This is a genomic window from Solimonas marina, assembly GCF_012241385.1.
Lineage (GTDB): Bacteria > Pseudomonadota > Gammaproteobacteria > Nevskiales > Nevskiaceae > Solimonas > Solimonas marina.
Genome location: NZ_JAAVXB010000004.1, coordinates 407875 through 430014, shown reverse-complemented (window position 1 = coordinate 430014; position 22140 = coordinate 407875). Strand labels below are relative to the sequence as shown.

Below are 22140 nucleotides of genomic sequence, written 5' to 3'. Positions count from 1 at the left end.
CAAACGGAAGATTGTTGCGCCGGTGACTGTTACCGATGTCTCCAGACTCTTTTGTTACCTATGTTCCCGGCCGCTCAGCTCACGACAGTGGAACCGGCTGGCTCAGCACGGTGACACCTAGTGCACTTGTGGAAAGGCCAAGAGCAGCCAACACCGGTTTTACTGATGGTGGATCTGCGCATATGACGGCCGTGCCATATGGGACCTGGAAGGTGATGAGCACGCGTTGGCCCGAAGGAAGTGAAAGACCCCATGCTTCTTCTTCTCCGCCGAATGTGCGCGTGCTATCAGTTTCCGTGTAGTGCGGTGCACCGAGCAACTGCCGCATGTGTTCTCGGGACGACGAGAACTGCGCCAGCTCCCAGAGCGGCAACTGCAATGGAAGGGTAAGCGGCTTCACTGATTTGAGATCCAACGCCAATTAGGCGGAAATGAAATTCCGCATAACGCGGATGGAATTCCGCCTAATCCCGGGCTGCGGGCGGGCATTCCACTGATGTCTAGACGCTTTCATCCCGTTTCTCCGTGTTGTGCGGATTGGCATGCGGATATCTCGCGTTCTGCAGGACTCGTGCCGAGTATGCGCACGATCACGGCCATGTCGTGCAATGTGCGGAGCCGCAGTGTGACGTCGGTCACATTTGCGTAGCGCCCTTGAGCCTGGAGTGCTTGCCCCTAGCGCCCTGCCCGCTGTTGTTCGTCGTCGAACGCTTGTCTGGCGGCTTCGACCTGCGGGAGGTTTTTGAGCGTCCAGGTGTAGAGGGCGTAGAACGGGGTCTGCAGGCTGCGGCCGAGCGGTGAGATTTCGTATTCGACGGCGACCGGCGATGCCGGCAGGACGCGTCGGATGATGAGGCCGTTGCGTTGCAGGCGGCGCAGGCAGTCGGTCAGGGCTTTTTGCGTGACGCCTTCGAGACGGCGTTTGAGTTCGTTGAAGCGCAGCGGGCCCGGATCGAGGACGGTGAGGATCATCACCGACCATTTGTCGGAGATCTGGTCGAACAGCACGCGACTCGGGCAGTCCACGGCGAAGCGTTGGGTCTTGCAGTCGAGCATGTGGTTTCCTCGGATATACCTAGGCACTTTCAAGTACGTCATTGACACTAGGTATATCGAATATACTTAATATGCACCCTTACCCCAATCTCCATCCCTCATGTCCAACCGTACCGATGTGCTTTTCCGCCCGTTCCGGGTCAAGTCGCTGGAGCTGCAGAACCGTATTGTGATGGCGCCGATGACGCGCACCTTCGCGCCCGACGGCGTTCCGGGGGCGGCCAATGCCACCTATTACCGCCGCCGCGCGGAAGGCCACGTCGGCTTGATCCTGTCGGAAGGCACGGTCGTCAATCGCCCGGCGTCGCGTAATCATCCGGGCATTCCGTTCTTCCATGGCGATGCGGCACTGGCCGGCTGGAAGACGGTGATCGACGAGGTGCACGCGGCGGGCGGGCGCATGGGTCCGCAAATCTGGCACACCGGCGCGACCAAGGCGCAGACCGACTGGCGCGCACCGGCGGAAGTCGAGAGCCCGTCCGGGCTGCTGGCGCCGGGCAAGCCGCGCGGCGTGGCGATGAGCGAGGAAGACATCGCCGATACAGTGGCGGCGTTCGCGCAGGCGGCGGTCGACGCGCAGCGGCTGGGCTTCGACACCGTGGAGATCCACGGCGCGCACGGCTACCTGATCGACGAATTCTTCTGGAGCGGCACGAACGAGCGCAGCGATCGTTACGGCGGCGCGACGATCCGCGAGCGCTCACGCTTCGCCGGCGAGGTGGTTGCGGCGGTGCGCCAGGCGGTCGGCGCGGACTACCCGATCATCCTGCGCGTCAGCCAGTGGAAGCAGCAAGACTACGCGGCGCGCCTGGCGGAAACGCCGGAGGCGATGGCTGACTGGCTGCAGCCGCTGGTCGACGCCGGCGTCGACGTGCTGCATTGCTCGCAGCGCCGCTTCTGGGAACCTGAATTCCCGGAACAGGACGGCGAGGACGGCCTGAATTTCGCCGGCTGGGCGAAGAAGCTGACCGGCGCGCCGACGATCAGCGTCGGTTCGGTCGGCCTGTCCGGCGAGTTCATTGCGGCGTTCGGCGGCCAGAGCTCGACCGGTGTCGGCATCGACAATCTGCTGGAACGCATGGAGCGCGACGAGTTCGACCTGATCGCGGTCGGTCGTGCGCTGATCAGCGACGCGGAATGGGTTTCGAAGATTCGCTCGGGCGACGCGCAGTCGCTGAAGGGCTTCAGCCCGAGCGATCTCGCCGCGCTCGTCTAAGCCGACGCGGCGTCGGGCGGAAGCTAACCGCCGAAGGCGCCGCGCAGTTGCGGAGCCGCTGCCCGATGATCGGGCAGCGGCTTTTTTATTTCCGCAACGTGCGACGGAAGCCGAAAACTCCAGATCTTTAAATGTCAGTTAATAGTCATTTAAAAGTTTAAATAAAGTCAGTTACAAGACCTAGAGAAGTCACGCCAGGAGCGCCGCATATCGCCGTCACGCAATCGCTTCGTCGGGCATGGGACGACCCGCAGCTCGACTGAACCGGAAACTGCTCCCGCCCCGCCCCGCTCCGCGGCGACTCAATCCGCCAGCATCCGCCCGACCTGCTCCCGCAGCAAACTCGAAAATTCCTCAGCCTTTTCAATCTGAAGGAAGTGTCCGGTGTCGGGCACGACGCTCTCCGTGATGCGCCCCGCGTGGCGACGCTTGGGCTCGGGATGAGCATTCGGGCTGTTGATGGCATGTATCGGCAGGGCCTCGGGCAGCTGCGCCAGTGCCGCATCCGCATCAAAGTTCAACAGCGATGAGAACGCCGGCGCTGCGACCTTCGGGTCAGGGCGTGCCATCTGTGCTTTCAGCCATTTCTGACGCTCGGGATTGGGGTTCGCGGGTGCCACGCCATCGACCAGATTGGCCACCATGGCCGGCAGATCTTCCCGAATCGCCGCGAGATACAGGGCCTGATCCGACTCGGCGATATGCCCCCAGTCGAAACAGAATGTGTCGCCCAGCACGACGCCACGGACGCGCGCGCCGATCTTCGCCGCAGCCAGCATGGCGACTGCGCCCCCCATGGAATGCCCGGCCAGGACAATGGGCCCGTCCAGATCTCGCGCCGCGGCGGTCACATCGTCCGCGAAACGGTCCAGATCCCAGCGCTGGCGCGTGCCGCGGGACTCGCCATGCCCTGCCAGATCGACCGTTACCGTCGTGTGGTCGCCAGCCAATGCCTCGGCTTGCGCCGCCCAGAACTGGCTGTTGCAGCACCAGCCATGAACCATCAGCAGATAGGGGGGCGCATCGCCACGCAGCGTTCGCGCCAGTTCGATGCCATCGGGGCCGGAGATGAAATTGGTTGTCATTTGGGGGTTATCGCTCAACATTTGCACTCAATTTGCATGACCTAAGTCAACGAAGCTTTCAAATTGCCGTGTTAATGGTAAAACAGACGAACGTCAATTCTGGCAATGGCGGGGGCCATGGATTTCGATGCGCAAAAGCGGTTGACGGAGATGCAACGCAAGCTGCCGGACCTGATCGAACGGATTTATCAGGCGGCGCTGTCTCCGGAGAAATGGCAAGACGTGCTGGCGGAAGCCATTGCGCTGTCGGATTCACGGTCGGCGCGCATGCTGGTGCTCAACGAGCGCGCCGATGCCGTGCACTCCAGCATCAAGCACAACATCGACGACCAGTACCATCAGCAGTACGTGCAGTACTTCGTCAACAAGTGCCCATGGCGCCCCGAGCTGGCGAACAAGCCGGGCGGCCTGCTGTATTCGACGTATCTCGACTTCAGCGTCAAGCAACCGAATTTCTATCGCACGGAGTTCTACAGTGACTGGGCGGGTCCTCAGGACATCGCGCACGGCATGTGTGGCACCGTCTATCAGAGCGACGGCTTCAAGGTGCAGTTCCTGATCCAGCGCACCGGCGATGCCGGGTTCTACGCGCGGGACGAGCAGCAGCTGTTCAACGAGCAGATCGTCCCGCACATCCGCCGCGCGCTGGCGATGAGCAAGCACATCCAGGAAGAGCGCACGCGCCACGGCGTGGCAATCAAGCTGGCGCAGCATGGCCTGCCGTTCGTCCTGCTCGACCATGGACGCCAACTCGTCTACGCCACGGAAGCTGCCGAGGAGATCCTGCGGCGCGGCAGCACGCTATATCTGTCCGACGGCACCCTGCACGTTCGCGATCCGGGCGCCGACCGGCGCCTGCAGCGCCTTCTGAAGCGCAGCACGATCCACAGCGCGGCACAGTGGCTCGATGCCGGCGGCCAGCTGCAGTGCCGTGCGCAGGACAGCGCCGAGACCACGCAACTGCTGGTCAGCCCCATCCAGCCGTCCAGCGAACGTCTGCTGGTCAGCGACGGCCGCCCGCTGATCGCGGTTTTGATTCACGCGCCCGAGAACCGGCCGCAGCTCGACGATCACGCCTTGGCGCTGCGCTTCGGACTAACGCCCGCCGAGGCGCGCACCGCGGCCTTGCTGGCCACCGGCCTGCGTGCCGAGCAAATTGCCGACCGCCTGGGCTTGTCCTTGCTGACCGTCCGCTCGCGCCTGCGCGACATCATGTCGAAGACCGGTACACGGCGGCAGGCGGAGCTGGTCGGCCTGCTGCTGCGCGCCGCACCGCCCACCGTGCCGAGCGGCAACCTGCCACGTCTGGCGCCGGAAGCCACCGACACCACAGCCGCGGTCAGCTCGCGGGGGCTGCGCGCCTGATCTCGGGACGTGTTGCCGGCCCTCAGCACCGCATGCGCCGGTCGACATTGTGATGAACCCATTCGCGGCCGTAGTCACCGACCGCAACCGGGCCGCCGTTGTAGGCGTAGCAATTCCCGATCTTGGCCGTGAACGCCAGCGGCCGGTGACGGCGCAAGGTGACGTCCTGGATGGCTCCGGCTTCCGTCGCGCTGCCCACGTCGGTGCACAACACCGGACCGCAGGCGAACCAGAAGCCGCGCTTGCTCTGCTGGGTCACGATCAGCGCGTTGGCCGCCGATGCCGGCGGCAGCGTGGCGCCGAGCGCCACGGCCAGCCCGGTGAACAGCGCGAGGCTCGAACGTCGCGTGTCCATGTCTCCCCCGTCTCGACATCCCCTGCGCTCACTGTGGCGCGCCGCGGCAGGCGGCGCAGCCCCAATTTAGGGTGCGCGAACAAAGCTGGGAGACGCTCAGGGAAACCCGCGGCGGCACAACGCCGGCCATGCAGCGCGGTCACGGCCGCCGGCAACAAACCGACCACCTGCCCCCTTTGCGGCGATCGCCGTGCCGCTACCTTCAGACGATGCGCGGCGTGCCGGGAATCACGTCGGCGTTCTGCGCGCGATGCCGCAGGGCGTGGTCGATCAGCACCAGTGCCAGCATCGCCTCGGCGACCGGCGTCGCGCGCAACCCCACGCACGGGTCGTGGCGGCCCGTGGTGCGCATGTCGGTCGCCTGGCCGGCCTCGTCAATGCTCTTGCCTGGCGTGGTGATGCTCGACGTCGGCTTGATCGCGTAGCGCGCGTAGACGGTCTGGCCGGTGGAGATGCCGCCGGTGATGCCGCCGGAATGGTTGGACAGAAAGCCGTCCGGCGTCAGCTCATCGCGATGCTCGGTGCCACGCATTTGCGCGACGGCCATGCCGTCGCCGATTTCGACGCCCTTGACCGCGTTGATCGACATCAGCGCGAACGCGATGTCGGCGTCGAGGCGGTCGAACACCGGCTCGCCGAGGCCCGGCGGCACGTGGGTTGCCTCGACATAGAGCTTGGCGCCGATCGAGTCACCCTCGCTGCGCAGCCGGTCGATCAGTTCTTCCAGCGCCGGCACCTGCGCCGGGTCGGCGCAGAAGAACGGGTTCTGCGAGACCGCAGACCAGTCGCGCGGCGCACAGTGAATGTCGCCGATCTGCTCGACGCAGCCGCGAATCTCGGTGCCGAACTTCTCGCGCAGCCATTTCTTGGCGATCGCACCGGCAGCGACGCGCGCCGCGGTTTCACGCGCGCTGGAGCGGCCGCCACCACGATGATCGCGAATGCCGTACTTCTGGATATAGGCGTAGTCGGCGTGATTGGGCCGGAACACCTGCTTGATCTTCTCGTAGTCGTACGAGCGCTGGTCGGTATTGCGAATGAGCAGCGCGATCGGCGTGCCGGTGGTCTTGCCGTCGAAGACGCCGGACAGGATTTCGACCTGATCGGCTTCCTTGCGCTGCGTGACGTATTTGGACGTGCCCGGCCTGCGGCGGTCGAGTTCCGGCTGGATATCGGCCTCGCTCAGCGCCAGGCCCGACGGGCAGCCGTCGATGACGCAGCCGATACCGGCACCGTGACTTTCGCCGAAGCTGGTGACGCAGAACAGTTTGCCTATCGTGTTACCGGACATCTCGAGCCATTTCCCGTTCTAGCGATGCGCGAGCAGGTCGGCTCGCGAGATGATGAAGACGCCGGCACCCTCGCCGCCGTTCTCCTCGACGAAGTCGACCCAGGTCACCGGCAGGTCCGGCCAGCGCGCCTCGAATTCCGGCACGCTGCCGCCAACCTCGCAGACCAGCCAGCCATCGTTGCTCAGATGGCGCGGCGCCTCGTCGAGGATGCGCGCGACGATATCCATGCCATCGCTGCCAGCGGCCAGCGCCATCTTCGGCTCGTGCCGGTATTCGGCCGACAGCGCCTTCCACTCGGCGTTCGGCACGTACGGCGGGTTGGTGACGATCAGGTCGTAGACCTCGTTGGTGAGGCCGTCGAAGACGTCCGAGCGGATCGCTCGGACGCGATTGCCCAGCACATGCTTTTCGATGTTGCGCCGCGCCACGGCCAGCGCCTTGGGGCTGAGGTCGGCCAGGTCGACCTCGGCCTCATCGAACAGCGCCGCGCAGGCGATGCCGATGCAGCCGCTGCCGGTGCACAGATCGAGCACCCGCGCCGGCGGCTGCTGCAGCCACGGCATGAAGCCACGCGCGATCAGTTCGCCGATCGGTGAGCGTGGAATCAGCACGCTCTCGTTGACCTCGAAGTCCAGACCACAAAATTCGATGTGGCCCAGCAGATAGGCGGCCGGCTTGCGCGTCGTGATGCGCGTCCGCAGCAGCTTCAGCGCCGCGGTGCGCTCGCGCGCGGTGACGGTCGATTCGAGGTAGATCGCCGGCACGTCGGCCGGCAGGTGCAGCGCATGCAACACCAGGTGGAAGGCTTCGTCGAGCGCATTGTCGGTACCGTGCCCGAACGTCAGGCCGGCTTCGCGAAAGCGGCTGGCGCCCCAGCGCACCAAGTCGCGGACACTGGTCAGCACATCGGTTTCGGCGGCACGGGACATGGGCAATCTGGACGACAAGCGGCAACGGGGCGCGAATTATGCGGCCGCGTGACGCGGTGCGACAAACCGATACGGGCAGCACGCTCCGCGTATGAAATAATGCGGGCCGATCTTCCGGCGCGACACGCCTGCCCGTTTCCCGACGATGACCGCCAATTCCTCCAGTCCTCCCGGCCTCAAGTTCGTCGTACTCGGCGCCCTGGCGCTGATGGTCGGCTTGCTTGCGGCGCTATGGCTGCAAAAGCCGGCGACGATCTCGCTGCAGTCCGGCACGCTGCTGCAGGCCCCGCGGCCGCTCGGTGACTTCAGCGCCGTCGACGAAAACGGCCAGCCGTTCGGCCTGCAGCAGCTGCAGGGGCACTGGACGCTGATCTTTCCGGGTTTCACGTCCTGCCCGGACGTCTGCCCGACCACGCTGGCCATGCTGCATCAGGTCTTCCAGCAGCTCGGCAGCGACGCCGCGCAGATGCAGGTGCGCTTCTTCTCGGTCGATCCCGAGCGCGACACGCCGGAGAAGCTGACCCAGTACGTGCATGCCTTCGACCCGCAGTTCACCGCGATGACGGCGCACGGCGACGAGCTGCCCAAGCTCGCGCGCATGCTCGGCGTGGCCTATGCGAAAGTGCCGGGCGGCACGCCGGGCAGCTATACGATGGACCATTCCGCGGCACTGATCCTGATCGACCCGCAGGGCCGGATCGCCGGCTATCTGACGCCGCCGTTTGCGGCTGACAAGCTGGTCGCCGACCTCCACACCGTGCTGCAACGCAGCTGAGACCCCTCATGCCGTCCGACCGTCCCGACGCGAGCCCCGGCGATCGCGCCTTCGCCCTGTTGCAATTGGGCCTGCCGACGCGCTGGCTGTCGCAGCTGGTGTTCCGCGTCACGCAGGTCCGCCACCCCGGCTTCAAGAACTGGCTGATCCGGCTGTTCCTGCGCGGCTACACCATCGATCTCGGCGAGGCCGAGCGCGAGCGCATCGAGGATTACGCCAGCTTCAACGACTTCTTCACGCGCGCACTCAAGCCCGGCGCTCGGCCGATGCCGGACGACGCGCAGACCTTCGTCAGCCCGGTCGACGGCACCATCAGCCAGTTCGGCACGATCGACGAAGATCGACTGATTCAGGCCAAGGGCCGCGACTACCGCATCGGCGAACTGCTGGCCGAACACCCGGCGGCCGCGGACTTCATCGGCGGCGAGTTCTGCACGATCTACCTCGCGCCCTACAACTATCACCGGATTCACATGCCGCTCGATGGCCGCGTCATCGACTGGACCTACGTGCCGGGGCGGCTGTTCAGCGTCAACATGGCCACCGCCCGTGCGATGCCACGGCTGTTTGCGCGCAACGAGCGCCTCAACGCACGCTTCGAGACACCGGCCGGGCCTTTCGTCTTGTCGATGATCGGCGCGTTGTTCGTCGGCTCACTGGAAACGGTCTGGAGCGGCCGCGTGACCCCACCGCATCTGCGCCGCGGCGGCGACTGCTACACGCCCATGCGGCCGGTTGCACTGGCACGCGGCGACGAAATGGGCCGCTTCAACATGGGCTCAACAGTGATCCTGCTGGCGCCCAAGGGTGCGGTCGACTGGTCGACGTCGCTGGCGCCCGGCCAGCCGGTACGCCTCGGACAGGCGCTCGGGCGCTGGAACCCGAAACATTCGTGAACAGTCGGGCAACGAACTTCCACGGCTCTGTGACGATCTAAGGGGTCAATTATGAAAAAAGCACAGCCTTGCGAATGAACGTCCTGCCGCGCTCGTGGGTATTGCGCCCTGCTCTGGCTTTGAGCGCCGCATTGCTGATCGTCGCCAGCCATACCGCTTCGGCGGTCGCGACCACTGATCTCAACCTGCCGCAGCTCGGCGAGCCGGCGGACGTCAACCTGTCGCCAGCTCAGGAGCGCGAGATCGGGGCCAGTGTGGCGGCCGAAATCTATCGTGAAAACTACACGCTCGACGATCTGGAGTTGAACGATTACGTCAATGCAATCGGCGAACAGCTGGCTGGCGCCAGCAAGACCAAACCGCCCCCCGTGCATCTGTTCGTCGTCCGCGATCCGCGCATCAACGCGTTCGCACTGCCGGGCGGCTTCATCGGCCTCAACGTTGGCACGTTGATGGTCGCCGACAACGAAAGCGAGTTGGCCGGCGTGCTCGGCCACGAACTCGCGCACATCACGCAGCGTCATATCGCGCGATCGATCGGCGAAGGCCAGGCGGGCACCATCGCCACATGGCTCGGCGTCATCGCCGCGATCATCGCCGGCTCCGCCAACCCGGACGTGGTGATGGGCGCGCTCGGCGTCGGGCAAGCCATCAATTACCAGCGTCAAGTCAGCTACACGCGCGCGCACGAACAGGAAGCCGACCGCATCGGCATCCAGACCATGGCCGCCGCCGGCTTTGACCCGCGCGGCATGGCCGATTTCTTCGAAAAGCTCGCGCAGGAATCGCGTCTGTACGGAAACCGCGTGCCGGAGCTGCTGCTGACGCATCCGCTGAGCACCAACCGCATGGCGGAAGCCGAGGCCCGAGCCGCCGAGCTGGGCCCGATCCACCACCAGGACTCGCTCGAATTCGGCCTGATGCAGGCACGGGCGCGCGTGCTGGTCGCTGACAATCCGGCAGATGCGCTGAATTTCTACACGCGCCAGCTGGCGGCGGGCCGCAACTCGCTCGACAACCGCTACGGCATGGCCCTGGCACAGTTCACGATGAGCCAGATCCCGGCAGCGCTGGATACGCTGTCGCCGTTGGCCGAGCAGTACCCGAAACAGGCCAACGTACAACTGCTCTATGCCCAGATTCTCGAACAGAACGGCCATCTGGACACCGCACTTGATGTCTATGGCAAGCTGCTGCAGCTCTATCCGCAGTACGCGCCGGCCATGCTCGACTATGCACAGGCGCTGATGGACGCCAACCGTCCCGACGACGCGCGCCAGTACCTGATCTCGCATGACCAGTCGCAGGGTACGCAGCCGGAGACCTATCGCCTGCTGGCGCAGGCCGCGCGACAGAGCAACAACTATCCGGAAGCGGCCTACCAGATGGGCACCTATCTGCTGACCCGCGGCGACCCCGGCTCGGCGCTCGAACAGATCGACGCGGGCCTGCGACTGCCGGGCTTGACGCCGCAGGAGCGCGCGCGGCTGGTAGCGAAGCGCGCCGAAGTCCGCGCGCAAATGCCGGATCGTTACGGCGGCGGCGACGGACCGCAATCCTGAAGCGTCAGTGCTTCAGGCGACCGGTTTCGTAGAGCCAGTCGCGGCAGTCGCTGAGCATGCGTTCCAGCGTCTGCGGCTGATAGCCGAGTTCGCTGCGCGCACGGTCGCTGCTGCAATAGAAGTTCTCGGAGAACAGCGACACGGCGTCGCGCGTAATGTCCGGCTCGCGGCCGAACAGCGGCGCCGCCCATTCCTCGACCGTCGCATAGGCCTGCAACAAGCGCGGGTGCAATACGACCGACCGGCGACGCACGCCGATCAAGCGCGCAATCTCGCGCACCAGGCCGACGTAACTGGCCTGCGCACCGCCGAGCAGATAGTTGGCCCCGATGCGGCCCTGCTCGGCCGCGGCGACGTGCATGCGCGCGACCTCGCGCGCATGACAGAAGCTGCCGCCGCCGGGGGGCATCGCCGGCAATCGTCCCTGCCGAACCAGCGTGAACAAGCGCGACCAGCTGGAGGTGTCGTAGGCGCCGATGATGTTCGATGGATTCATGATCACGGCCGGCAAGCCGGCTGACACGCCCTTGCGTACTTCGCGCTCGGCCAAGGCCTTGCTGCGCACGTAATTGATCGCATCGGTGCTGGCGCGGGTCGGCGTGTCCTCGGTGATCGTGCCGCCATTGACGCCATAGGCGACGATGCTCGACGTATGCACGAAGCGCCGCACGCCGGCTTCGAGTGCAGCACGTACGATATTGCGCGTGCCGCGCACGTTGACCTTGATCTGCTCGACGCGCACGCGGTTCCACATGCTGGTATTGCCAGCGACATGGAACAGACAGTCGACGTGCCGCGGAATGATGTTCCGCAGCGTGCGCTGATCGGTGATGTCGCCGAACACGCGCTCGACGCCTGCAAAACGCGCGAGCGGCGTCACGTCCGAGGCTTCACGATGCATGGCGATGATGTTCCAGCCCTGCGCGTGCAGTTCCTCGATCAGGTTCAGTCCGACAAACCCCGTCGATCCGGTGACGAATGCCGTCTTGGCCAAGCGCTCTCCTCCTCGCGGCCTATGGTTTTTGCTGCAGTCTATCAGCCGCGCAACGAGGTGCAGCAAATGCCACGCGGGTGCAGTGACCGTGGACTGGCGCAGAGCTGACGATGACGGGAACCGCGGCCGACCGAAGACGGACCGGGCGAAGCGGCAGGTCGATCAGGCGCCCGGCAGGCGCATCGCCTCGTCGATCGGCGTGATCGAGCCCCAGCGCTTGCAGCTCGGGCATTGCCAGAACTGCTGACGCGGTGAGAACCCACAGTTGCTGCACTGATAGCGCGGCGTCGATTCCATCAGCCGACGCAGTGCCTGACGCAGGCTGGCGGCTGGCTTGTCGAGGCCGGCGGCAATGACGCCCGGCTGCTTTTCCAGCACTTCGAGAAATTCAGCAAGCACGGCGCGGCTCGGTCGGACCTCCAGGCCCTGCGCCAGACGATCGAGCGGGTCCATGCCTTCGTCGGCGAGCAGTCGCGCCTCGGCAACGTACGGCAGGCTGCTTGACGAGATTTCCTTGGCGTCGGCGAGGAACTGCAAGTAGCCCTCTTCGCTGCCGGTTTTCTGTGAGCAGCGAAACAGCGGCTCGATGACGTCGGGCAGGAATCGCTGATCGAGCTGGAAGGCGCGCAGATACGCCTGCGCCGCCGCGGCGTAGCGCTCGCGCCCTTCCTCGATGGCACCGAGCTGCAGATAGGCGCGCACACAGTCGGTGTCTTCGTCGATCGCGCGGCGCACCTGACGCAGCGCCTGCTCGACGTCCTTGGCACGCAGCGCTTCGTCCGCCATCTCGCAGGCGTACTGCGCGATCAGTGCGCGACGCGACTCGCCTTGCGCGCCTTCCAGGCGGCGCGCGGCGGCAATCGCGTGCTCCCAGTCGCGTCCTTGTTCAAAGATGATGCGAATCTGGTCGAGCGATTCGCCAACGTAGTAACCGTCGCTGACCAGCTGTTCGAACTGCTCCTCGGCGTGATCCATGACGCCGGCACGCAGGAAGTCGTAGGCCAGCTCGCGGCGCACCTGCGCGCGCGTGTCGGCATCGAGCCCGGGCCGCGCCAGCAGCGCCTCGTGGATGCGCAGCGCGCGATCCATCTCGCCGCGCTTGCGGAACAGGTTGCCGAGCGTCATGTGCAGCTCGACGGTGGACTCGTCGATTTCGGCAACCTGCGTCAGCGCGGCGATCGCCTGGTCCGGATCGTCGGACGCCAGCTGCGTCAACAGGCCGCCGAGCTGTTCGGGCTGGATCGTACGCTGCGGCTCGGGCGGGACCTGCCCGGCAGCGGACTTGCGCCCCAGCGCCCAGCCAAAGGCGAGTCCCACCGGCAGCAACAGCCAGGTGAACAAGGAATCGAGCATCGAGACGGTTACGGTGTCGTCGTGGGCGGATTGCCGACCGGCAGGTTACGCAGCGTGCGCAGCTCGCCTTCCGCTTCGCGCAACTGCTTGCGCAAACGGCCCAGCTCCATGCGCATCGTCAGCAGACGGCCGGCGACGACCAGCAGCGTCAGCAGAATGCCGATCGAGAACGCCGCGATCAGCACCGCGATCAGCGGAAACTCGGCACTGCCGAACAGATAGTTGAAGTGGATCGGCTGCGCATTGAAATAGCCGATCGACGCCCCGAGCACGAGGATGATCAGCAGCACGACCAGCAGAACGATTTTCGACATGACGGGGCGCCGGCGGCCTTAGAGCGCGCCGATCGAGCTACCCGGCGGCAACAGGGCTTCGCCTTCGCGCTCGGCTTCGGCGGCATTGACTCGCTCGCGCATTTCCTTGCCCGGCTTGAAGTGCGGCACGCGCTTCGGCGGAATCTGCACCGGATCGCCGGTTTTCGGATTGCGTCCCACACGCGCCGGGCGGTGATGCAGCGCAAAGCTGCCGAAGCCGCGGATTTCGACGCGCTCGTCACGCGCCAGTGCGTTGCTGATCTGGTCGAGCACGAGCTTCACCGCGAGCTCCACATCCTTGTGCATCAGATGCGTCTGCTTCGTGGCAAGCAGCTCGATAAGTTCAGACTTGGTCATAAGTCCCGGATCGGTAAGCGTTTTGGGCCGGATAAAGATAGGTGAAAAAAAAGGGCCACGCAAGCGTGGCCCTTTGTAGTTTCCCCGGAAATTCCGGGAGATAGACGCAGAACTTAATTGTTCCCGCCGATCTGTTCCTTCAGCAGGTCGCCGAGGCTGGTGCGGCCCGTCGACGCGTTGCGGCTGTACTCGGCAACCGCTTCCTGCTCTTCCTGGATTTCCTTCTCACGAACCGAGAGGATCACCGTGCGGTTCTTGCGGTCGACGCCGATGAAGCGCGCTTCGAGCTCATCGCCTTCCTTCAGAACCTTGGTTGCATCGTCAATGCGATCGCGCGCCAGGTCGGAGGCCTTGATGTAGCCCTCGACGCCGTTGCCCAGGTCGATGATCGCGCCGCGCGGCTCAACCGTACGCGCGATGCCCTTGACCAGGTCGCCCTTGGTGTTCTGGGCGATGAACTCGGACAGCGGATCGGTGTTGACCTGCTTGACGCCCAGCGAGATGCGCTCGCGCGCACCGTCGATCGCGAGCACGACCGCGTCGAGCTCCTGACCCTTCTGGTAGCGACGCACGGCCATTTCGCCCGGCTCGTTCCAGTCCAGATCCGACAGATGGACCAGACCATCGATGCCGCCGTCGAGGCCGATGAAGATGCCGAAGTCGGTGATCGACTTGATCGCGCCATGAACGCGGTCGCCCTTCTGGTGGTTCTGAGCGAACTCTTCCCAAGGATTCGGACGGCACTGCTTCATGCCCAGCGAGATGCGACGGCGTTCGCCGTCGATGTCGAGGATCATGACTTCGACTTCGTCGCCGACCTGCACAACCTTGGCCGGGTTGACGTTCTTGTTGGTCCAGTCCATTTCCGAAACGTGGACCAGGCCTTCGACGCCCGGCTCGATCTCGACGAACGAACCGTAGTCGGTGATGTTCGTGACCTTGCCGAACAGGCGGGTGCGTTCCGGGTAACGACGCTCGATGTCGCTCCACGGATCGGCGCCCAGCTGCTTGAGGCCGAGCGACACGCGGCGACGCTCGCGGTCGTACTTGAGAACCTTGACTTCGATTTCCTGACCGACCTGCACGACTTCGGCCGGATCCTTGACGCGCTTCCACGTCATGTCGGTGATGTGCAGCAGGCCGTCGATGCCGCCGAGGTCGACGAACGCGCCGTACTCGACCAGATTCTTGACGACGCCCTTGAGGACGATGCCTTCCTGCAGGTTGGCCAGCAGGCTGTCACGCTCGGCGCTGTACTCGGCTTCGAGCACTTCGCGACGCGAGACGACGACGTTGTTGCGCAGCTTGTCGAGCTTGATGACCTTGAACTCGAGCGGCTTGCCTTCGAGGTACGAGGTATCGCGGACCGGACGGACGTCGACCAGCGAACCCGGCAGGAACGCGCGGACCGTGCCGATGTCGACGGTGAAACCGCCCTTGACCTTGCCGGTGATGATGCCGATGACGGTTTCCTTGCCCTCGAAAGCCTTGCCCAGGCGTTCCCAGGTCTTGATGCGCTCGGCCTTTTCCTTCGAGAACTTGGTCTCGCCGAAGCCGTCTTCGACGGTTTCCAGCGCGACTTCAACGTCATCGCCCGGGGCAACCTTCAGCTCGCCATCGACGAGGAATTCGGAAACCGGGATCACGCCCTCGGACTTCAGGCCGGCATCGACGATGACCACGTCCGGCTTCACAGCCAGCACCTTCGCGTTGACGATGGTGCCCGACTGCATCGACTGGCCACCCTTCAGGCTGGCCTCAAAAAGTTCAGCGAAACTCTCGCTCATTCGGTACTCGTTAAAAATGGATTTCCCCTCGCTTCATGCCCGGGGTCCTGTCTAGTAAAAAACGGCTCGCATCCTTGCTTGCCGGCCACAAGTCCGAGCTTCGAAAGCTCGCAACCAATGTTCTTTTCGCGCGAAAGCCCGGTTCAGACCAGCCCGGACCGCACTAGCAGGGCTTCTATTTTTGCCAGCACCTGAGCTGGAAGAAGTCCAGTCGTATCAACGACTTCCGCTCCATCTGCGGCCTTGAGGGGGGCGATGGGGCGATTGCGGTCGCGCTCGTCACGGGCGCGAATCTCCTCGCGAAGGGCGGGGATTTTAGCCTCAATGCCCTTGGCGCTCAACTGCTTGTGCCGGCGCTGCGCGCGTTCGTCGGGGCTGGCGTCCATGAAGATCTTCAGCACCGCGTCGGTGAACACCACCGTGCCCATGTCGCGACCGTCGCCGATCAGCCCCGGCGCTTCGCGAAAATCGCGCTGCCGCTGCAGCAGCGCGGCACGCACCGACGGCTGCGCGGCAATCATCGACGCCAGTGCGCCGGTCGATTCCTTGCGTACGTCGTGCGTCCAGTCCTCACCGTCGACGAGGATGGCTTCGTCGTCCTCGGTGGCGCCGACGAAACGGATATCCAGACCCGGCGCCAGCGCCGCCACGGTGTCCGCATCGTGCAGGTCGATGTGCCGGCGATGCGCGGCCAGCGCCAGGATGCGGTACAGCGCGCCGCTGTCGAGGCGGTGAAAGCCCAGACGCTCGGCCAGCCAGCGCGTGACCAGCCCCTTGCCGACGCCGCTGGGGCCGTCGACGGTAATCACGGGCGGCAGGCCCGTCGCGGAGGAAGTCTTGCTCGTCATGGCCTCAGTCCGAGGTCAGCGCAGCAAGCTGCGCGAAGTAATCGGGAAAGGTCTTGGCGACGCAGCCCGGCTCGTTGATGCGCACCGGTACGCCGCCGCAGGCCGCCAGCGAGAAACACATCGCCATGCGGTGATCGTCGTAGGTGTCGATCGCGGCGCTGCGCAGCACCGCCGGCGGCTCGATGCGCAAATAATCCGGGCCGGCCTCGACCGTCGCGCCGAGCTTGCCCAGCTCCGTCGCCATCGCCGCGATGCGGTCGGTTTCCTTGACCCGCCAACTGCCGATGTTGCGCAGCACGCTGGGGCCGTCGGCAAACAGTGCCGCCACCGCCACCGTCATCGCCGCGTCGGGAATGTGATTGAAGTCGGCGTCGACCGCCTTGGGCCGAAAGCCCTGGGCCAATCCCGGCGAGCGGACTTGCGTCCAGTCGTCGCCCTGCTCGACCTCGGCGCCCATGGCCGCCATCACTTCGGCGAAGCGCACATCGCCCTGCAGACTGTTGCGACCCATGCCGAGCACGCGCACCGGGCCGCCGGCCAGCGCGCCGAGCGCCAGGAAGTACGACGCCGACGACGCATCGCCTTCGACCGCGAACGCGCCGGGCGCCCGATAGCGCGCGCCGGCCGGCACCGTGAAGCGCGGCGCGCCGCTGGCGCCGACCTCGCGCTGCACGGTCACGCCGAAGCGCTGCATCAGCGCCACGCTCAGATCGATGTACGGCTTGGAGATCAGCTCGCCGTCGACTTCGATGACCAGATCGCGTTCGCGCGCCAGCAACGGCGCCGACTGCAGGATGCCGGTCAAAAACTGGCTGGACGCGTCGCCGCGCACGCGCACTGGCGCATCGGCGCGGCCTTGCGCGGGTTCGATCGCCAGCGGCGGAAAGCCGTCCTGCTGCAGATAGCGAATCCGTGCCCCGAGCGGCCGCAACGCGTCGACCAGATCGCCGATCGGCCGTTGGTGCATGCGCGGCACGCCGGACAAGCGGTAGTGCCCGCCCATGAACGCCAGCACCGCGACCAGCGTGCGGATCGACAGGCCGGAGTTGCCGACGAAGATCTCGGCCTCGCGACGTGGGAACTGCAGGGCGCCCTGCACGCGCCAGCCGCCGTCGCCGTCGCCGCTCAGCGGCACGCCGCAGGACTTCAGCGCTTCACGCATCACCCGCGTATCGTCGGAATCGAGCAGGCCACTCAGGCGTGTTTCGCCGTCGGCCAGCGCCGCGAGCATCAAGGCACGGATCGACACGCTCTTGGAGCCCGGCAGGCGCAGCTCGCCACGCGCCGCACGAATCGGCGCCAGATCGAGAAACGGCGGCATCGCGTTCATCGTCATTCGATTTGCGCCAGATAGCGCTCGCGAGCCGCACGCGAGCGCGCGAACAGCTCGCGGATTTCGTCCCAGCGCGCGTCGCGCATCAGTTGGCGGATGCGCTGCAATTCCTCGATCTGCCGATCGAGCAGACCGCCGACGGCGTCGGCATTGGCGCGCACCACGTCGTGCCACATCTGCGGCGAACTCGACGCGATGCGCGTGAAGTCGCGAAACCCGCCGCCGGCGTTCGGAAAGATGTCGGCGGCATGGTCGAGGCGATCGAGCATGTCGACAAAGCTGAACGCGAGCACGTGCGGCAGGTGCGAGGTCGCCGCGAAGATCGCGTCATGCGCTGCTGCATCCATTTCGACGACGCGCGCGCCGACCGCCTGCCATAACTGCGCGACACGCGCCCGCGCCTGCGCGTCCTGACCGTCGTGCGGCGTCAGGATCACGCGATGCTGGCGGAACAGATCGGTGAGACTGTTGGCGACGCCGCTCTTCTCGGTGCCGGCAATCGGATGACCGGCGACGAACCACGCCGGCAGGCCGCCGCAAACCGCCGCGACGTCGCGCAATACCGACTGCTTGGTACTGCCGACATCGGTGACGATAGCGCCGTCGCGCAGACTGCCGAGGCAGGCCTGCAGCGCCTCGCCGGTATGCAGCACCGGTACCGCGAGCAGCACCAGATCGGCATCGCGCACGGCGTCGGCGGCGGTCTCGTACACCGCATCGACGATGCCGAGACGCTGGGCGTCGTCACACCGCTGCGGGTCCGGGTCATAGCCGAAGATGCGCCCCACCTCGCCCGCCGCGCGCAGCGCGCGCGCGAACGACCCGCCGATCAGCCCGAGTCCGACGATGGCGAGATGGCGAACGCTCATGCGCCCGCGCTCAAGCCGACTTCAAATCCAGCCGTTCGCGTCAACGCGCACGCTGCCGTTTGCACTGCCCGGTTCACGCCGTCGCCAGCGCCTGGGTCAGCGCTTCGAGGAAGCGGTCGTTTTCCTGCGGCGTGCCGACCGTGACGCGCAGGAACTGCGGCATCTCGTACGACGCCAGCGGACGCACGATGACGCCCTGTTCGAGCAGTGCCTGATGCACCGGCTTGGCGTCGCGACCGAAACCGACGGTCAGGAAGTTGGCCTGCGACGGCAGCACCGTCAGGCCCTTGGCCTGCAGCGCATCGGCCAGGCGCGTGCGCTCGCGGCCATTGAGTTCGACCGACTTGGCGACGTAGTCCTGATCGTCGAGCGCGACCTCGGCGGCGAGCAGCGCCAGGCTGTTGTTGTTGAACGGCTGACGCACGCGATTCAGCACATCGGCGAGCGCCGGGCTCGACAGCGAATAGCCGACACGCAGACCGGCCAGGCCATAGGCCTTGGAGAACGTGCGGAACACGATCAGGTTGGGATAGCGGTCGAGCAGCGCACGCGAATCCGGGCGCAGCGCCGGGTCGAGATATTCGAAGTAGGCCTCGTCCAACGCCACCACCACCGACGCCGGCGTGGTCGCCAGGAAGGCTTCGATTTCGCGCGGTTCGAGCACCGTGCCGGTCGGATTGTTGGGGTTGGCGATGAACACCAGCGCCACATCCGGATTGGCCGCCAGCGCCTTGGAGAACGCCGGCAGATCGTGCCCGTAAGGCTGCGCATCGGTCGCCGGCCGCGCCGGCACGATCACCGCGCGCGCATCCTGCGCCTGCGTGATGATCGAATAGACGGCGAACGCATGTTGCGAATACAGCGCCGCTCGGCCCGGGCCGGTGAACACGCGGCCGAGCAGTTCGATGATGTCGTTCGAGCCGTTGCCGAGCGTGATGCGATCGAGCGCGATGTCGTGCATCGCAGCGATCTTGGCCTTCAGGCGATGGCCACTGCCGTCCGGATACAGCGCCAGGTTGTCGCGCGCCACGGCGGCGGCGATGGCCGCCTTGACCTTGTCGCTCATGCCCAGCGGATTTTCGTTGGACGCCAGCTTGATCGCGTTCGACACGCCGAGGCGGCGCTGCAGTTCGTCGATCGGCATGCCCGGCGAATACGCCTCCAGGCTCATGACACCGCCGGCGGCGTACTTGAGAGTCTTGTCAGTCATAGTCGGAATGGTCATGTTCGAAAAATCCCGGCGGCCTCACATCACGGCGCGCGGATAAGAACCGAGCACCTTGAAGAAGGCCGCCGACGAACGCACGGTTTCGAGCACGTTGCGGACCTTCTCGTCGGTGGCGTGCCCGGCGAAATCAATGAAGAAGTAGTAATCGGTGACAACCGAGTCGCGCACCTGCCGCGATTCCAGCCGCGTCAGATCGAGCCCGGCCTCGGCGAACGGCTGCAACAGCTTGAACAACGCGCCCGGCTGGTTGCGATGCGCGGTCATCACGATCGACGTGATGTCGTCGCCGCTGGCGCCCGGCTCCTGCTTGCCGAGCACCAGGAAGCGCGTGGTGTTGCTCGGATCGTCCTCGACGTTCGACGCCAGAATGTTCAGCGCATTGAACTTGCCGGCCTGCAGCGATGCGATCGCCGCTACGCCGTCGCCTTCGGCCGCCGCGCGGCGCGCCGCCTCGCCATTGCTTGCGACGACTTCGCGCTCGGCATTCGGCAGCCGCGCGTCCAACCACTTGCGGCACTGCGCGAACGACTGTGCGTGCGAGTAAACCTTGCGAATACCGTCGAGCGCGCTCTGCGTCGACAGCAGTTGATGATGAATCGGCAGCGCCACCTCACCGCAGATGTGCAGCTTGGTGTGCACCAACTCGTCGAGCGTGCTGCTGACCAGGCCGCCGATCGAATTGGCGATCGGCACCACGCCGTAGTCGGCAGCGCCGGTCTCGACGTCGCGAAAGATTTCGTCGATGGCGCGCGTCGGCCGCGCCGTCACGCTGTCGCCGAAATGCTTCTGCACCGCGGCCTGCGTGTACGTGCCCTCGGGGCCGAGATAGGCCACCGTCAACGGCGATTCGAGCGACAGACACACCGACATGATCTCGCGCATCAGACGCGCGATGGTCTCGTCGGCCAGCGGGCCACCGTCCGGCCCCTGATTGCGTTCCATCGCACGACGCAGCACCTGCGCCTCGCGCGACGGGCGGTAATGATCGCCGGTATCGCCCATCTTCTGCTTGATCAGGGCCACCGCCTGCGCGATGCGCGCACGCTGTGAAATGAGCGTCTGAAGCTGCTCGTCGATCGCGTCGATCTGCGAACGCGCTTCGGCCAGGGTCTGCGGCACCGCCATGAAGGATCTCGTCAACGAAGGGGGAAATCGGATCGCCGGAAAAGCAAAAGGCCGCGGATTTTAACGGTTATCCGCGGCCCTGTGCGTGTTTTGACGAGGCCGGCGCCGCAGGCGCCGGCCCGCCCAGTTCAACGACCGGCGATGACGCGCGTCGCCAGCACGCCGGGGATCGCTTCGATCTCCTGCGCCGCCTCGCCGGTATCGCCACCATCGACGTCGACAATGGTGTAGGCCAGATCGCCGCGCGACTTGTTGAGCAGGTCGGCGATGTTGAGACCGCGCTTGGCCAGCGCCGTCGAGATCTGGCCGACCATGTTCGGCACGTTCTGGTTGACGATACACAGACGCGTGGCGCCCGGCAGCATCGGCAGCTGCGCTTCCGGGAAGTTGACCGAATTGCGAATCGTGCCGAGTTCGAGGAACTCGCGAATCTGGTCGGCGACCATCACCGCGCAGTTGTCTTCGGCTTCGCTGGTCGACGCACCCAGGTGCGGCGTCGCCAATACGCGCGGGTGGCCCTGCAGCGCGGTCGACGGAAAGTCGCAGGCATAGGCATGCATGCGGCCGGCGTCGAGCGCCTCGATCACCGCCTGCTCGTCGACGATCGGCGCGCGCGCGAAGTTCAGCACCACCGCCTGCTTCTTCATCAGCTTGATGCGATCGGCGTTGATCAGACCGCGCGTGGCATCGAGCAAGGGCACGTGCAAGGACACGAACTGCGACTTCGACAGCAGATCGTCCACCGACAGCGCCTGGCGCACGCCGGAATTCAGCTGCCAGGCGTTCTGCACCGTCATCGCCGGGTCGTAGCCCCAGACTTCCATGCCGAGCTCGAGCGCGGCATTGGCAACCTTGACGCCGATCGCGCCGAGGCCGATGACGCCGAGCGTACGGCTCGGCAGCTCGAAGCCGACGAACTTCTTCTTGCCGGCTTCAACAGCTTCGTGCATCGCCTTGTCGTCGCCGTCGAGCTTCTTGACGAAGTCCAGCGCCGCCGGAATGTTGCGCGCGGTCAGCAGCATCGCCGACAGCACCAGCTCCTTGACGGCGTTGGCATTGGCACCCGGCGCATTGAACACCGGCACGCCGCGCTTGCTCATCGCCGCGATCGGAATGTTGTTGGTCCCGGCACCGGCGCGGCCGATGGCCTTGACCGACGTCGGGATGTCGAGCTTGTGCATGTCGGCCGAGCGCACGAGGATCGCATCGGGCTTGGCCATCTCGGAGGCGATTTCGAAACGGTCGCGCGGCAGCCGCTCGAGGCCGTTGACGGAGATGTTGTTGAGAGTCTGAATCTTGAACATGGCGTTTTATTCGTAAGGCGTGAGGAGGGAAGCGCGAGGCGAAACGGCGGAGGGGCTTTTACGCCTCACCCCTCGCGCCTCTCGCCTCACGGGATGC

22 protein-coding genes are annotated in these 22140 nt (G+C 65.5%); 5 read left to right on the top strand and 17 right to left on the bottom strand.

Annotated features, from left to right (window positions below):
- Positions 1-79: 79 nt before the first annotated feature.
- Together G7Y82_RS10285 and G7Y82_RS10280 are read right to left on the bottom strand one after the other, a co-directional pair.
- The gene (locus tag G7Y82_RS10285; RefSeq protein ID WP_168147945.1) at positions 80-400 is read right to left on the bottom strand and encodes a hypothetical protein; all 321 of its coding nucleotides are present in this window, start codon (positions 398-400) and stop codon (positions 80-82) included.
- Positions 401-675: 275 nt separating this feature from the next.
- Entirely contained in the window at positions 676-1056 is a 381-nt protein-coding gene (locus G7Y82_RS10280; protein WP_168147944.1) for a winged helix-turn-helix transcriptional regulator, read from the bottom strand.
- A 100-nt stretch (positions 1057-1156) separates the two neighbouring features.
- On the opposite strand from G7Y82_RS10280, the gene G7Y82_RS10275 reads away from it, so the two are divergent.
- A complete protein-coding gene (locus G7Y82_RS10275) occupies positions 1157-2272 on the top strand; it encodes an NADH:flavin oxidoreductase (RefSeq protein ID WP_168147943.1) in 1116 nt (371 codons plus the stop codon).
- A gap of 302 nt (positions 2273-2574) precedes the next feature.
- Here G7Y82_RS10275 and G7Y82_RS10270 read toward each other — a convergent pair whose 3' ends face one another.
- Positions 2575-3357: an alpha/beta fold hydrolase gene (locus G7Y82_RS10270; RefSeq protein WP_168147942.1), complete on the bottom strand. Its 783-nt coding sequence runs from the start codon at positions 3355-3357 to the stop codon at positions 2575-2577.
- A gap of 150 nt (positions 3358-3507) precedes the next feature.
- Between G7Y82_RS10270 and G7Y82_RS10265 the strand changes: the two genes are divergently transcribed.
- Complete coding sequence (locus tag G7Y82_RS10265) at positions 3508-4722, top strand: helix-turn-helix transcriptional regulator (protein ID WP_168147941.1); 1215 nt, start codon at positions 3508-3510, stop codon at positions 4720-4722.
- Between the two features lie 22 nt (positions 4723-4744).
- Here G7Y82_RS10265 and G7Y82_RS10260 read toward each other — a convergent pair whose 3' ends face one another.
- From G7Y82_RS10260 to prmB, 3 genes are all read right to left on the bottom strand, one after another.
- Positions 4745-5077 carry a hypothetical protein gene (locus G7Y82_RS10260; RefSeq protein WP_168147940.1) on the bottom strand — a complete coding sequence of 111 codons (333 nt, stop codon included), beginning with the start codon at positions 5075-5077 and terminating at the stop codon, positions 4745-4747.
- A 202-nt stretch (positions 5078-5279) separates the two neighbouring features.
- Positions 5280-6368, bottom strand: coding sequence for a chorismate synthase (gene aroC, locus G7Y82_RS10255; RefSeq protein WP_168147939.1), 1089 nt, complete (start codon positions 6366-6368; stop codon positions 5280-5282).
- Positions 6369-6386: 18 nt separating this feature from the next.
- On the bottom strand, positions 6387-7298 hold the full coding sequence (gene prmB / locus G7Y82_RS10250) for a 50S ribosomal protein L3 N(5)-glutamine methyltransferase (protein ID WP_168147938.1): 912 nt from the start codon (positions 7296-7298) through the stop codon (positions 6387-6389).
- A 145-nt stretch (positions 7299-7443) separates the two neighbouring features.
- Between prmB and G7Y82_RS10245 the strand changes: the two genes are divergently transcribed.
- From G7Y82_RS10245 to G7Y82_RS10235, 3 genes are all read left to right on the top strand, one after another.
- On the top strand, positions 7444-8073 hold the full coding sequence (locus tag G7Y82_RS10245; protein ID WP_168147937.1) for an SCO family protein: 630 nt from the start codon (positions 7444-7446) through the stop codon (positions 8071-8073).
- An 8-nt stretch (positions 8074-8081) separates the two neighbouring features.
- Positions 8082-8969, top strand: coding sequence for an archaetidylserine decarboxylase (gene asd, locus G7Y82_RS10240; protein WP_168147936.1), 888 nt, complete (start codon positions 8082-8084; stop codon positions 8967-8969).
- A gap of 74 nt (positions 8970-9043) precedes the next feature.
- Complete coding sequence (locus G7Y82_RS10235) at positions 9044-10531, top strand: M48 family metalloprotease (RefSeq protein ID WP_168147935.1); 1488 nt, start codon at positions 9044-9046, stop codon at positions 10529-10531.
- Positions 10532-10535: 4 nt separating this feature from the next.
- Here the strand turns inward: G7Y82_RS10235 and G7Y82_RS10230 are convergent, their stop codons facing one another.
- From G7Y82_RS10230 to G7Y82_RS10180, 11 genes are all read right to left on the bottom strand, one after another.
- On the bottom strand, positions 10536-11525 hold the full coding sequence (locus G7Y82_RS10230) for an NAD-dependent epimerase/dehydratase family protein (RefSeq protein WP_168147934.1): 990 nt from the start codon (positions 11523-11525) through the stop codon (positions 10536-10538).
- 162 nt (positions 11526-11687) lie between these two features.
- A complete protein-coding gene (locus G7Y82_RS10225; protein WP_168147933.1) occupies positions 11688-12878 on the bottom strand; it encodes a tetratricopeptide repeat protein in 1191 nt (396 codons plus the stop codon).
- An 8-nt stretch (positions 12879-12886) separates the two neighbouring features.
- Positions 12887-13192: a LapA family protein gene (locus G7Y82_RS10220; RefSeq protein ID WP_168147932.1), complete on the bottom strand. Its 306-nt coding sequence runs from the start codon at positions 13190-13192 to the stop codon at positions 12887-12889.
- Positions 13193-13210: 18 nt separating this feature from the next.
- Entirely contained in the window at positions 13211-13549 is a 339-nt protein-coding gene (locus G7Y82_RS10215) for an integration host factor subunit beta (protein ID WP_168147931.1), read from the bottom strand.
- A 113-nt stretch (positions 13550-13662) separates the two neighbouring features.
- Positions 13663-15336 carry a 30S ribosomal protein S1 gene (gene rpsA, locus G7Y82_RS10210; RefSeq protein WP_168147930.1) on the bottom strand — a complete coding sequence of 558 codons (1674 nt, stop codon included), beginning with the start codon at positions 15334-15336 and terminating at the stop codon, positions 13663-13665.
- A gap of 143 nt (positions 15337-15479) precedes the next feature.
- Positions 15480-16184 (bottom strand): (d)CMP kinase, encoded by a 705-nt coding sequence (gene cmk / locus G7Y82_RS10205; RefSeq protein ID WP_168147929.1) that lies wholly within the window; start codon positions 16182-16184, stop codon positions 15480-15482.
- A gap of 4 nt (positions 16185-16188) precedes the next feature.
- A complete protein-coding gene (gene aroA / locus G7Y82_RS10200; RefSeq protein ID WP_168147928.1) occupies positions 16189-17514 on the bottom strand; it encodes a 3-phosphoshikimate 1-carboxyvinyltransferase in 1326 nt (441 codons plus the stop codon).
- A gap of 2 nt (positions 17515-17516) precedes the next feature.
- Complete coding sequence (locus tag G7Y82_RS10195; protein ID WP_168147927.1) at positions 17517-18386, bottom strand: prephenate dehydrogenase; 870 nt, start codon at positions 18384-18386, stop codon at positions 17517-17519.
- 73 nt (positions 18387-18459) lie between these two features.
- Positions 18460-19596 carry a histidinol-phosphate transaminase gene (gene hisC, locus G7Y82_RS10190; RefSeq protein WP_168147926.1) on the bottom strand — a complete coding sequence of 379 codons (1137 nt, stop codon included), beginning with the start codon at positions 19594-19596 and terminating at the stop codon, positions 18460-18462.
- 36 nt (positions 19597-19632) lie between these two features.
- Positions 19633-20739 carry a prephenate dehydratase gene (pheA, locus tag G7Y82_RS10185; protein ID WP_168147925.1) on the bottom strand — a complete coding sequence of 369 codons (1107 nt, stop codon included), beginning with the start codon at positions 20737-20739 and terminating at the stop codon, positions 19633-19635.
- 128 nt (positions 20740-20867) lie between these two features.
- Entirely contained in the window at positions 20868-22043 is a 1176-nt protein-coding gene (locus G7Y82_RS10180; protein WP_168147924.1) for a phosphoglycerate dehydrogenase, read from the bottom strand.
- Positions 22044-22140: the final 97 nt, after the last annotated feature.